Below are 13,699 nucleotides of genomic sequence, written 5' to 3'. Positions count from 1 at the left end.
ACATGAGTTTGAAATGAGTTTTGGATGATGCCACTTATTCTTGCTGTTGCCAGGTCTGAATTTGGAGTTGGGCAGATTCATAGACACGACTATTACTCGGGATTTTTTGTGCGATCGCAATCGCTGCATCCCGATCCGCTAACGCCTGTCCCCGAGCCATATCTAGCAATTGCTCAGACCAGCTATCAATGGAAACTTTGGCCTGAAATTGGGCGGGGGACTCCGGGGCAATCTGATTGGCTTGTTCAATCGCGGCGGCTAAGGCTTTGGGGGTCCCTTGGCTGGCAATGGTTTCTGCGCTCTTCAGCAATTGATCGGGACCGGTTGTGGGCACCGTCTGTAGAGGCTTATTTAAAGGCGTACTTTCTGGGGGTTGCAGCTGATATTGCCAGTCCGAAATCCGAAGTTGAGCTTCATCGTATAACACTCGCCCAGGTCGTATCCTTTGGGCTTCCGCAATAGCGGCTTGCAGAGCTGTCGGTCCGCCTTGTAGAGCCAATTGATCGGCTCGGTCAAGGATGGGTTGATCTTCCCGGAACTGAATTTGCGATTGCCACTGATCAATCTCTTGTTGGGCTTCTTGCCAACGATCACTCTGGGATGAGATTTGCTGGGCTTGAGCAACTGCGGAGGTTAAATCACCGATGTCTCCCGTTTGGGCTTGCATCTGAGCCGTTTGTAAAAGCTGGATATTGGTAATTTCTTGCTGCCAATGAGCGATTAAGGTTTGGGCCTTGCCATAAAGAGGACTGTTGATATCTAGCTTACTCGCCTGGTTAATGGCTTCTTCTAGATTCACAATGGTGCCATTCCAGGCAGAGGCGCTGGCCTGGGCAATCTTCATAAAGTCTTGGGCTTGCGTCCAGACCGTCGTATCCTGTGGAATCAACTGCAAGGCATCCATGCTGGCATGGTAGTTGCGGCGCTCTAGGGAATATTCCGCAATGGTTATTAGCTTGCGGGCTATGGTGTTTTGGGTCTTGCGAGCAGAGCGACGATAGACGCTATCTGAGATCAGCTCCTGTACGAGTCCTAGGGATTCCGATAGATTCTCCAGTCCCCCTCGTCGCATTAAGCGCTTGGCTTTGACCAATTTACGCTCATCTTTCTGGGCGACGATGATTTTCTCAGTCATAGAATCAAACTGGGTGCCAGACCAGTAGCGATTATCCACCTGCACCAGCTTGATCATAATGCCGTAGGCTTTGCGCCATTCCTCATTATTAAGGGCAGCCTCAGCTCTGTTATAGATGTCTTCTCCCTCTGCCCAAATCTGCTGCCATTCTTCTACCCGCTCTTTAACCACTTTATAGGCAGTCGTTTGGGCAGGGATACGCTGGGCATATTCAATGGCGCGGTCTAACTTACCCGCATGAAAGGCTTTTTCGGCCAAATCCAACGCTTGAGTGGACCATTGCTCAATGAGAGGATTGATGGCTGGACGCAGGGGATGGTTGGCATCGAGGGCATCCACTAATGCGATCGCAGCAAACAAATCTTCTAGGGTCTGCTTACTCGCTTTTTCCTGGGCGCAATAAACTCGTAGCGAACCGGAGGCAAAGGGCCAAAAGACTTGAGCACAGTTGGGCTTTGCAGGTTGGTGTAAAAGCAGTCGGTAGGAGCCAAAGCTAACCCCACCGGATAGTGCGATCGCCACCATGCCCCAAATAGGCCAATATTTTAAAAACTTAAATCGGCTGGCACCTCGATGGGGCACAGCTTCAGAGCTGATAGAAGAGGCAATAAGATTGGCTTTAGAATCAGTCGTCATCCTGGATTTACAAGACTAAGGTCTGCAATACCCAACAACACAGATCACCCAGTGATCCTACAACTTTGTTAAGGAGGATGTCCAAATGAACCTCGCTGATGAATTCACTAATTAATAATGTGCCCTGGTGAGGAAAAAAAGAAGTTGATTCTTCCTTAACCCTGTAATTAGTTCTCCCATGTTAACCAATGTAAACATAATCTAGGGTGATCTTGGCAACATAACGCTCTAATGCATCTACTTTCCAAGGCTTCACTTGGAGTTCATTGCAGTACAATTAAAAAGATTTATTAAGAACCTGTAGGGATTCTATGGCCGACCAACTTATTCGAGCCACAGCCGCTGATGATGGCATCCGAGCAGTTGGTGTGATCACCACCCGTTTAACCGAAGATGCAAGACAACGTCATGGTCTCTCCTATGTCGCAACTGCTGCCTTAGGCCGGACTATGTCTGCGGGTTTATTGTTGGCGTCCAGCATGAAACAAGCAGAAGCAAGGATTAATCTCCGTATTCGTGGGGATGGGCCATTGCAAGGCATCTTAGTGGATGCTGGCTTGGACGGTACGGTCCGCGGATATGTCACCAATCCTGGAGTGGAACTCCCCCCCAATGCGAAGGGTAAGTTAGATGTGGGAGGGGCTGTCGGTAAAGGTTTTCTCTATGTGGTGCGGGATATGGGATATGGATACCCCTATTCCAGTACGGTGGAATTAGTCTCCGGTGAGATAGGCGAAGATGTTACTCACTACCTAGTCACTTCAGAGCAAACCCCATCTGCTCTTGCTTTGGGGGTTTTTGTCGGGGCTCAAGGCGTCACTGCGGCTGGGGGACTGTTGATTCAAGTTTTACCAAAAGCGGCTGAAGATCCGGCCCTGGTGGAATTACTAGAGTCTCGCCTTGCCCATTTACAAGGCTTTACTCCCTTACTGCAAGCAGGCAAAACGCTTCCCGATATCTTTACGGACTTGCTAGGGGATATGGGACTTAAGATCTTTCCCCAAACTCAAATGGTGCAATTCCAGTGCCGCTGCTCAATTGAGCGAGTGCTCGGGGCCTTGAAAATGCTGGGGCAAGATGAACTGCTAGACATGATTGAAAAGGATGATGGGGCTGAAGCAACTTGTGATTTTTGTGGTGAGGTCTATCAGGTTACCAGCGATCAGCTAGGAAAACTGATTGATGATTTAAAAACTGAAGCAGGGGTCTAGAACTAGACCCCTGTCTTATTTCAAGCTAGAGACAGAGTAGAATCCCGTCTCTATTCTCTAGATTTGAATGCTGCCCCCATCATAGAGGGGAACGGTCATTGTAAAGTTCTCTCCGTAGGTCAGCTTTTGCTCTTCTAAAATGCCAATCGCAATCTTTTCGCCTAATCGTAAGGATTCGATGTAATCGGTGAAGTAATGCACGCCAGCCCAATCCCGTCCGATGGAGATGTTAGCTGCAATCTTATTTAACTCACCTTCTACCGTGAGAGGGCAATCTAAAAGAACTTGTTGAAGACCACTCCCATCTTGATTAGGTTCGTAGGATACGTATTTCCCATTCGCCATACCCAAGTTCAGTTGCCAACCATGATCAAAGAAAGCTTTGATCATGGTGACGCAAGCACCAGCCACGGTTGCGTGACCAGCACCATAACTGGGGTGCATAGGAGATCCTTCTGGGAAGGCCATCGGTAGGAAGTAATTATCCCCTGCGCTGGAAGGATCGCCACTGCGGTCAAGATTCTGATTTTGGAGTTGATTATGGGCTACAACTTTGCTGAGGAGACCAACATTCTCTAGTGCTTCAACTAGGGCTGCAACGGGTTTAAGTTCATCACCCGCACCTTTACCATGCTTATAGCGATCAACTAAACCACCTAGAGCTTCAGGGCGTAAACGACGATGAACATTGAACTTTTGGAAACGAACTGCTTTTAGCCCTCTGGTTGCGGCTTCACAGACTAGGGTTAAGATTTGCGGTCCGCCAAAGTGAGCAAACCCCTGCTGTTTATCTTCCACATCAGGTTTTTGGAACGGAATACCGGGGTCGAAAGGAGCTCCCATACCCAGCAAAATCAAACAAGCGTTTAAATAAGCTTCATATAGTGCATCGTAATGAACATAGGTTGCTAAGTCTCGAGGTGTAGTGATGACTCGATAGGCTGGGAATTCACGACATTTTCCCGGATCAGCGTCAACGTAGGTTTCTAGACCTCGCAAATCTGCACCATTTTGCACATCTAACCAAGTTTCGAAGTTAGTCATGAAGTCTTTGCAGGGGGTAGCCTTTCTGACTCGCTGATCAATTCGTATTGCACCATATCCGATATGGCCGGCTTCTTGCCCAAATACCCCACCTCCCAGCGCATTATTACCAATCAGCAGAAACTGGGATAGATAGGGACCGACATCATCTCCAGGTGCGGTGCCACGAAAGATATTTTGTCGAGTTACGAGTGGTCGCTGACGAGCCTGCTCATCATCTGTGAGGTCGCAACAATTGGCAGAGAACCAATTTTGGCCTTCAATCTGGACAGTATTTAGAATATCTATTGCTTCATAAATAGAAAGTTGGGTTGGACAAGAATCACAGGCATTCACTTGATCTCCCAAGCCAGGATCTCGTAATTGAGAGAAATGAATATCACGAAGCAATGCTTGTGAATAAACTTCTGCGATTTCTGAAGTAAGCTCTGAACTTTCTAATCTCGGAGCAGGGGGCATTGTTACTGCCTGGGCATCGGGACCTTCTAAGTCAAAAACTAAACCAGCACCCGCACTTTCCCAAGCCCTAAGCTTGGCTCCATCACCACCCGCAGCTCCTTGAGCAATTTGAGACTTCCAGAATCCAGAGCGGTGGTCATCATCACAATCAATCTTTTGTTTACTCAAACAACCATGGACTTTGGGTAATTCGGCAGGACCTAAAGGTGTTCGGGCAAAATCAGTTGTGTCTCCAGATTGAATGCCTAAGACGAACTGGTCATAGTCGGCGGAATTGAGTAATAAGCCTGTATGTTCGTCGTGAGGCAACCCCTTGGTGAAATTAGCAATGTGGCTAGGCTCGTTGCCATCTTTTTTAGGACGGCGATACTCGTATTCCTCTTTATTATTAATATGCTGAGGATGGGGTCGATTAGCAGCTAATTCAGCGGCATTATTGCGAATATATTGGGCTTGTTGTCGCCTAGTATTCATAGTTGAATGCTCCGTTAATTCAGGTAACGATGGGTTTGAGGCAACACACGAAAAAAAGAAATAATTTTCTCTAATTAGTGAGAAATAATTAATTTTTGCTAGATTTAAGCATCAAGACAGTCATAGATCTATCGGTAGCTAGTAATACTTTTACGCAAAGAATAATTTGCACTATTTCTGCTTGAATTAAGTTTCATCCTCTAGCCATTTGTTCAGTTTTGCTGTGACATTAGTTGGACATAACGGTGAGCCACCAGACTGCAAAGCTGTGATCGGTAGCACAGGTATAGCTTGGTTGGGGAATACTAACGCCAGCATTTATTCAGGCAACTATGTCCTCTACTGATAGTTTTCAGTCTTCCGAGTCCCTCGCAAATTTAAGAGAATCGGCTGCCAGTGGGTCTGTAGAAGCAATGACCCAGCTTTTAAATCAAACTTTGGCTCACAAGCAGATTGAAACTGAAGTTTGGTCGGAAGAAGATGAACTACATGTTTATCTCCAGGGGGAACGAGCACCGGATGAAAAGAGTTCAGTGATGCTGTGCTGTCGTGAGATGACTCAGTGGCATTTACCAGGTGCACGGTTTCTGTTGATATCTGGTCAAGAGAAGGGAGCTAGAGAATCATCCTGGTGTTGGCAGTTAAGCTTTTTAGAAAGTGATGGTCAAATGCCAACACTGCATCAAGCTGCGAATGGAGAGCTTTGGCGACGGCCTAAGTTGGAGAAAACAAGTTGGGAACCCAACAGCCCACCAGATGATCTCTGGGAGCCACAATCTATTGAGCCAGAAGGATGGAAAGCGATCGCAGTGGGTATCGCTTTAGCCCTGCTGATTTTGGCATCTCAACAAGTGACTTTCCTTCTGAGCCCGGTCATCACCCTCGTCCATGAGTTGGGCCATACCTTAACCAACTGGATCTTTGGATATCCGGCGATTCCTGCTTTCGATTTTATGCATGGGGGTGGTTTTACGTTCAATGTTGAGCGGATGCCCTTTTTAATGGGTTTGATGTACTGCGGATTTGGGTATCTGTTTTATGTGTATTGGCAGAATTATTTGACGGCGCGAGTGTTGTTGGGGGTTGCGATCTCATATACATTTTGTGCTTTTACAGGTATCCATGAGTTCTTTGTAATCGCTATGGGTCATGGATTTGAACTGGTTTTTGGCGGAATTTTCTTAGCACGGGCAATGAGTGGATATGCCTGCCGCTATTCAGTGGAGCGCCCGCTGTATGCCATGTTGGCAGCTTATGTTATCTCCTATGACATTCAATTCAGCTGGCGACTCATTTTTGACCAAACCACCCGTGCTATCTATAACCAAGGTAAAGCGGGGATTGATCACGATCTTGTTCGAATTGCTCAGGATGTATGGAATGTTGATTTGAGCTTAGTGGCAAGTGTAATGTTGTTGGCAACATTGTTGACTCCCTTCGTGGTGTGGGGAATGCATCGATATTGGCGATGGATTGTTTACGGTATCAATCGGCTGTTTAGTCTGAGAGTGGCCCGTTCCTGACTTCATACCGATTCATTCCCTTATCTGTGGTAAACAAAGGTTTGCCATCTTTGACATGCTTGGGAGAGGGATCTGCAAGTTTCTATTGATTTTTATGGCGGTGAAGACGTCCTTCTCGATCTGACTGGGATAATCAGGTCAGAGTTATTACTCGCGCGGATTCAAGGCCAAATTACTCCCTAGACATGTGTTATTTAATCTCTGGAGGCTGCTATGAGTTGGGTTAAGGTTTTATCAGAAAGTGAACTCGACCAAGGGGATCGTCAAATCGTTAAGGTCGAGAAAGAAAAGATTCTTCTGGTTAATCATGGTGGAAACATTTGTGCAGTCAAGAATGCTTGCCCACATTTAAAAGCACCACTCAGCAAAGGAAAAATTACGACAGATGGGGCAATTGTCTGCCCTTTGCATCGAAGTGCTTTTGACCTCGCTACAGGGGTACCCAAATCTTGGATTCCCTGGCCACCAGGGCTTGGTAAGCTCCTAGGGGCGATCTCAAAGGAAAGGCCATTACAGGTATATCCAACCCGTGTGGAAGAGGGGGATATTTGGGTAGAAATCGCTGAATAATTTGCTGGGCTGGATTCTAGTTTTTCAGTAACCCACATGGTAACAGGAGCGTTTCATTTTTTAGGAATGAAATTAAATTCGCTAGAGTTTTATATGTTTAAACCACTACCAAATCAATGGGTTTGAGCATAGCCTAAATATCCTCTCAAAAAGGTGACGCACTCCCGAAATTAGTATTAGTAATACTAGATGATTTTGATTTTTTAATCATATGATTAGTTGTCTAATCCAAAGTGGTCCTGAATCAAAAATTTTAGTCTGGATTTTGATAAATAGCTAGAACGATCATTGCGCCAGCACTGTTTGAGTCTTAAAGTGAAAGGAATGGTGAGTAGATAGTTCCTGTTGGGAAATCACCTAGCTATATATGTGTCATTTTTATTAAAGGGGGGAAGATGGTGCAGATTAGTGATATCCGGATTTTGATGATTGAAGATGATGAACAGGACGTAGAAATCATTAGAGAATTACTAGTGGGCCGTCAGAGTTTCCCTGCAGCTTTTGAGCATCGAAGTTCACTCGCAGAAGGTATAACCCGACTCCATCACGAACCTGCCATTGACCTTGTGCTTCTTGATCTATCTTTAACGGATGCTAGTAATCTAGAAGCGTTTCAACACATTCAACTTGTGTTCCCAGAAATGCCCCTCATTATTTTGAGTGGCAATTTAGATCCATCTAGAGCATTATATCTATTGCAGAAAGGTGCACAGGATTGTCTATTTAAAGGGCATTTTGATGCTACTATCTTACGCTGCTCGATTCAATTTGCACTAGAAAGACAGAATCTTTGGTTGGAGTTAAGAGAGAAGAATAAAACTTTAGAGAAACTTTCTAAAGAGCTCAAAGTGGCTAACCATAAACTCGAAAAAATTTCAGCTATAGATAGCTTGACCCACATTAATAATCGACGTCGATTTGATTCGATATTTCTAGCAGAATGGATTCGAATGATGCGAGAAAGGCAGCCCCTGTCTCTGATCCTCTGCGATGTCGATCACTTTAAGGCCTATAACGATACCTATGGACACCCTTCGGGAGATAAATGTCTACAGCAGGTCGCTCGAGCCATCTCTACTGTTGCCAAGCGCTCTGCGGATTGTGTGGCTCGTTATGGAGGCGAAGAATTTGTCGTTGTGTTACCGAACACCGATCAATCCGGAGCAGTTCATGTTGCCGAAGCCATTAGAACGGAAATTGAAGCGCTCAGTATTCCCCATTGTTCTTCCGCTGTAAGTCATTATGTCAGCCTTAGCTTAGGGGTAGCCAGTATCGTTCCCAGCAAAGCAATAGCTCCATCTCAGTTGATTGAGCTGACAGACCAAGCTCTATATATGGCTAAAAAGCAAGGTCGCAATCGCACTCACACTATGGAACTGATTCAAACGTGATTTTTGACTTCGATTCAGGATTATAGGAGGCTATTGCTGGCTGCTGTATTCATACTTCTAGGGTAAAAAGCATTAATTTAAATTAGTAAGCCATCGGTGAGGGTTGCATACTGATGTACTGCTTAAGGGGAAGGGACTGTTCAAAATGATTCCCTTGGGCATAGTTAATTCCTAAGTTATCTAGCGAGTTAAGGGTCACTTCTGATTTAACTTGCTTGGCAATAATTTTTGAATTCATAACATCAGCCACACGCTTTATTGACCCTACAATTCCATGCAATATGGGATCTGTAGTAATGCTTTCAACCAATTCTCCGTTGATTTTTACGTAATCTGCTTTCATCGGTCTAAGCCGTCTAAGCGTTTTGAAATCTACACCAAAATCATCTATGGCAATCTGACAGCCTAGTGCTTTAAGGGATTGTGCCAGCTGCACTGCTGAGGATAAATTCTTCAAGGCGACTGATTCTGAGATTGCAAAGCAGAGGTGATTCGCTGGGAAATTATATAAATTGAGCTGTTGTTGTACCAGCGCTGAGAAATTACCGGCTTTGCAGGTTGCTGCAGACAGCTTGATAAAATAGGTGGCTTCAAACTTCTTATGTAGATGCACTTGTGTGTGTCCTAACAAGTTCTCAATCACCCACTGGTCAATCTGAGCCATAAAATCGTACTGTTCAATCATGGGCAGAAACATTTCGGGCGCACAAGCTCTGCCTGATTGATCACAGAGTCGGAGTAAGATATCGAGACGCTCTATGCTACATGTTCTATTTAATGGGTGAATGGGTTGAACATAGAGCTGAAACAGATCGTTTTGTAATGCCTGATGCAACTTGCCCACCCAATGTAATGTTTGGCGAGTGTATAACTCCGATTTGATGTCCCGAATGGTTTGCCAATTGACCTGATGCCTTCCACGCGCTTTAGCGCCTATCAATGCTTGGTGTGCAGCTTCAATCAATAAAGAGGGGGCTTCTAGAGGCCTTGGGATATGGCCTGTGATCCCAAAACTGAGAGTGATGGGTTGATGGTATGGGCTAGAAAGATAATCTATGCCAAGTTTTTGAACTTGAATGCGGATGGCTTCTGCAATGAAGGTTGCTCCCAACATATCGGTATTGGGTAACAAGATCACAAATTGATTTTCACTATATCGAGCGACACAATCTGCTGGACGCTTAATGGTGTGGAACATGATCTCAGCGATTTGATGCAACGTATGATCTTCCCAGGTTGTAGAAACTGGATCAATCTCAGTCGCTATCGGGTCTAGCTCACAAAGAATGAGAGCTAAGGGTTGTTCTTCTCTCTGTAGCCTTTTCCATTCAGATAGGAAAACGTCGTCAAACTGAGTTCGATTATAAAACTTAGTAAGAGAGTCAATTGTTTTAAGTTTTTTGATTTCAGCTTGAGCTATTTCTAGTTGCTTTGATAATGATTGAAGAGTACTATTCTGAAGTTCTAGCTCTAGTTTTTGTTGCTGTAGCTCTAAAGCATGTTGAATGGAGTAACACAAAGAGGGGCTATCGAAAGTTCCTTTAATTAAGAAGTCTACTGCTCCCTCATGCAGGGTTTTTTGAATGATTTCCGGGTTTGAATTGCCACTCAGAATAATAAGAGGTTTCTGTGGAAAAGCCTGATGAACCTGATGAAATGTATCTAAACCTTTAGCATCAGATAAAGTGAGATCTAGTAGGATTAGAGCAATAGATTCATTGTTTTGTAAAACATGGATGCCTTCCCGTAAAGTGTGCTTATGTTGGAGTGTTAACGGTAGTTGAGGCATATTATCTAAATAACGGCGAACGATATTGGCATCCTGTTCGTCATCTTCAATGATTAATACATGTGTTTTTCTTGATCGCATTTGCTCCCCCTTAAATGCAAATCTATATTCAAGTTAAAAAGACCTAGATTCTCTTTTCTTTTTTATTCAGTTTTTGATGCATTTGGAAGTAAGGTACTTCTCGTTTCGGATGGAACGATTAACTTTCTGCTCCTTGACGAAATGGAATAGATTGATAAGTCACTAAGGTTTCAATGAGGGGTTGGGCTTGGGCATAATAATGACCTTGAGCAAAATCGATCCCAAAACTGGATATTGTGTCGAGGATAAGCTCAGATTCCACATATTCCGCTATTGTTTGCATACCCATACTTTTAGCAAGTCGATGGATGGCTCCGACAATTTCTGTAGCTACTGGATCAGAGCCTATATCTTTGACAAAGGAGCCATCAATTTTGAGATAGTCCGCAGGAATAGACTTAAGATGCATGAAAGAAGATAAGCCATTACCAAAATCATCTAGGGCAACTTGACAGCCGAGTGCGGTTAACTCTTTACTGAGTTTGGCTGCATTGGATATGTTCTTCAGGGCAACACTTTCACTAATTTCAAAACAAAATTCTTCTGGATATAAGTTGAAACGAGTGAGCTGTTGTTGCAAAAATTCTATAAGTTGGCCATTATTACAGCTTCTGGCCGATAAATTAATGAAAAATTGAGTATTTTGCTCCATGGTGGCTTTAATTTCCTGGAGATCTGCAAATAGATGCTCAATAACCCAATAATCGATGCGATTCATATAGCCCTTTTGTTCTGCGATGGGTAAGAAAAAACCTGGGCTTATGACTGTGTGGGGTTGATCACATAGGCGCAGTAAAATCTCAAAACATTGTTTCTCTCGATCTTGGCTGAGGGGGTGGATAGGTTGAGCATAGAGCTGGAAATAATCTTTTTCCAAGGCTTGCTCTATCCTCTGGGTCCACAATAATGTTTGGTTGGCTAGTTGTCTGGGATTTGTAGAATCAGATGTGTCTGCAGTGACCTGGTTTCGACCAAGATCCTTAGCTGTATACAAGGCTTGATCTGCAGATTGAATCAGACTTGAAGCGGGGATATCTTCGTTTGGTATGAGACTGGCAACTCCCAAACTAAGGCTGATGTGCTTACTCGCGGATGAATTGCGGTGGGGAATGTTGAGTTCCTCAACTTCTTCCCGAATTGCTTCTGCAACGTGTAATGCTCCGGAAAGATCCGTGTTAGGGAGCAACACCACAAATTCTTCGCCCCCGTAGCGGGCTACACAGTCTGCGGGACGTTGGGCAATTCTAGCAATGGCTTGAGCAACTTGCTGTAAACATTGGTCTCCTGCTTGATGGCCGTAAGTATCGTTATAGGCTTTGAAATGATCGACATCGCCCAGAATTACTGATAGCGGTTGCTCTTCACGACATAAGCGATGCCACTCTCGTTGAAAGACAGAATCGAACTGACGTCGATTATAAACTCGTGTTAACCCATCCATGGTAGCCAACCGTTCTAGTTCACGATTGGCAATTTCTAGTTGTTCTGAAAGGGCTAATAATGTTGTGTTTTTATACTGCAGCTCTAATTGCTGTTTTTGTCTCTCTAATGCATATTGAATGGTACGAGATAGAAGGGTGCTGTTGAAGCGTCCTTTGACTAAAAAGTCTTGAGCCCCATCCTGCATCGCTTCTATAGCTATCGTTTCGTCTGTATTTCCAGAAAGGATAACCAGTGGCAGGCTGGGGAACATTTCGTGAATCTTATGAAAGGTTTCTAGACCCTGGGTATCTGATAGACAAAGATCCAATAAGACTAAGTCAATGGACTTAGTTTCATGCAGAAAGGTAATTCCTGTGGAGAGTGTCCGGCGGTGTTTGAGCGTAATTGAGCTTTTGTTGAAACTCAGCAATTCTCTAACAATTTCTACATCTTGATCATCATCCTCAATCATCAAAATTTGAGTTCCACCTGCATGCATTGGAATAAACCTGAATTTCGTAATAATGTCTTAAGGTATAACGCAATATCATGAGGAAAATAACCGCAGGAGTACGCAACTCTGTTGATGCTTCCCCCTCTATCTCCTCCGTAAAATCAACTATTCCAGATTCTTGATCTCATATAAATAGTTGACTGACCTCAGTGATAGTACTTATTTTTTAGCCTGATTTATTGAAAAAACAGTAGTCAGAGCATGAATCAATTTCAATGGCGGAAAAATATCTATTAGCTAAGCTCCATTTGTTATTAAATTCTTATGGATAGAGAATTTTAATTACTGATGAATAAAGAAAAAATAGTAAGTTTTATAGTTTATATTGCGTGAATTTTATTCTTTTAATCTCTGAAATGAAAATATTATCTTGAGATTTTTTTGCTGTGTGAAGATGTAATATTTAGTCGATCAGAAAAGAGTATATTGGCATTTTATTAAAAAATAAAATGACTTAAATTTGCGCCATGTATTGAACCTTTATTGTATGCTGTTGGTCTTAGGTTTTCTCTATAAAATAGGTTTGATAAAGCTCATCGAAATCACCTGCTGCTTTACGAATCAAGCTTGATTTTCTGTCCGAGAATGACTTGACTACATTCCACTTTGGATGGCCTGCACCAAGCCAATGTAGATGGACTCTAGGAACTCTAGGTTGAGGGTGGCAATGGTATCACTGGGTTTGTGGTAATGGGGATTCCTGGAGTCGGCTGTATCCGTCACCATCACTGCAGAATATCCATAATCCCAGAATGAGGCATGATCGCTACGGCGGGTATCGGGAATGAGAGTGCCGCGTAAGGGCACAGGAAGCCACTCGCAAGGTGCACCATTACGCTTGAAGTGAGTGGACATTTTGAACAGGGTGGGAATGGAGCGAAGATTGCCGAGTAGGGCAATAAAATTGCCAGTGGAAGGATATAAATACTTAAGTCCCGCAGGATATCGTTGAGTATGCTTTCTTGCGTCAATGTAGCCCAGCATCTCTAGGCTAATCATGGTGGTGATGTGGGTTTGGGTTTGCCTTAGTTCTTGGGCATAGGCTTGGCTTCCTAATCGTCCATATTCTTCTAGATCAAAACCAATTATTTGGATGGGATGACGAGCGGGATGGTGATGGAAGTGCTGAGCGAGTTCTAGGAGGACAGCGACTCCGGTGGCATTATCATCTGCTCCAGGCGATCCGGGGACGCCATCAAAATGAGCACCAATCAGTATGGGGGGCAGAGACTGGCGGCCCGGTAAGGACAAGATCAGATTTTCATGAACACTTTTGGCAACTTTTTTGAGGGTTCTAAAGGAATGGCGACGCACGGTTCCCCATTGACTGAGTTCTTGGTAGATGTACTCTTTGACAAAAAAATGTCCAGCTGTTGCCAGATAGGGATCGCGTTCTCGCGCTAGGTGAGATAAATGTTGTAAGAGGCGTTTTTGTAAGGGACTGCCCATA

The 13,699-nt window shown here is 44.2% G+C and carries 9 protein-coding genes; 4 read left to right on the top strand and 5 right to left on the bottom strand.

The genetic code is table 11. The features are described from left to right. Positions 1–34 precede the first annotated feature (34 nt). A complete protein-coding gene (locus tag ON05_RS05545) occupies positions 35–1,771 on the bottom strand; it encodes a hypothetical protein (protein ID WP_010468840.1) in 1,737 nt (578 codons plus the stop codon). Positions 1,772–2,082: 311 nt separating this feature from the next. On the opposite strand from ON05_RS05545, the gene hslO reads away from it, so the two are divergent. Continuing rightward, positions 2,083–2,982, top strand: coding sequence for an Hsp33 family molecular chaperone HslO (gene hslO / locus ON05_RS05540; RefSeq protein ID WP_010468841.1), 900 nt, complete (start codon positions 2,083–2,085; stop codon positions 2,980–2,982). Positions 2,983–3,039: 57 nt separating this feature from the next. Here the strand turns inward: hslO and ON05_RS05535 are convergent, their stop codons facing one another. Continuing rightward, complete coding sequence (locus ON05_RS05535; protein WP_010468842.1) at positions 3,040–4,959, bottom strand: vanadium-dependent haloperoxidase; 1,920 nt, start codon at positions 4,957–4,959, stop codon at positions 3,040–3,042. Positions 4,960–5,291: 332 nt separating this feature from the next. Here ON05_RS05535 and ON05_RS05530 point away from each other — a divergent pair, with 332 nt between their 5' ends. From ON05_RS05530 to ON05_RS05520, 3 genes are all read left to right on the top strand, one after another. Next, positions 5,292–6,482 (top strand): hypothetical protein, encoded by a 1,191-nt coding sequence (locus ON05_RS05530; RefSeq protein ID WP_010468844.1) that lies wholly within the window; start codon positions 5,292–5,294, stop codon positions 6,480–6,482. Positions 6,483–6,695: 213 nt separating this feature from the next. Beyond that, a complete protein-coding gene (locus ON05_RS05525) occupies positions 6,696–7,052 on the top strand; it encodes a Rieske (2Fe-2S) protein (RefSeq protein WP_010468846.1) in 357 nt (118 codons plus the stop codon). Positions 7,053–7,447: 395 nt separating this feature from the next. Continuing rightward, on the top strand, positions 7,448–8,443 hold the full coding sequence (locus ON05_RS05520; protein ID WP_010468848.1) for a diguanylate cyclase domain-containing protein: 996 nt from the start codon (positions 7,448–7,450) through the stop codon (positions 8,441–8,443). 82 nt (positions 8,444–8,525) lie between these two features. Here the strand turns inward: ON05_RS05520 and ON05_RS05515 are convergent, their stop codons facing one another. From ON05_RS05515 to ON05_RS05505, 3 genes are all read right to left on the bottom strand, one after another. Then, positions 8,526–10,313 carry an EAL domain-containing response regulator gene (locus ON05_RS05515; protein WP_010468850.1) on the bottom strand — a complete coding sequence of 596 codons (1,788 nt, stop codon included), beginning with the start codon at positions 10,311–10,313 and terminating at the stop codon, positions 8,526–8,528. A gap of 118 nt (positions 10,314–10,431) precedes the next feature. Continuing rightward, entirely contained in the window at positions 10,432–12,234 is a 1,803-nt protein-coding gene (locus tag ON05_RS05510) for a bifunctional diguanylate cyclase/phosphodiesterase (protein ID WP_010468853.1), read from the bottom strand. Positions 12,235–12,843: 609 nt separating this feature from the next. Then, entirely contained in the window at positions 12,844–13,698 is an 855-nt protein-coding gene (locus tag ON05_RS05505) for a M28 family peptidase (RefSeq protein WP_010468854.1), read from the bottom strand. Position 13,699 lies beyond the last annotated feature (1 nt).

The sequence above is a fragment of the Acaryochloris sp. CCMEE 5410 genome, assembly GCF_000238775.2.
Lineage (GTDB): Bacteria > Cyanobacteriota > Cyanobacteriia > Thermosynechococcales > Thermosynechococcaceae > Acaryochloris.
This window is presented reverse-complemented; position numbering and strand designations above follow the sequence as displayed.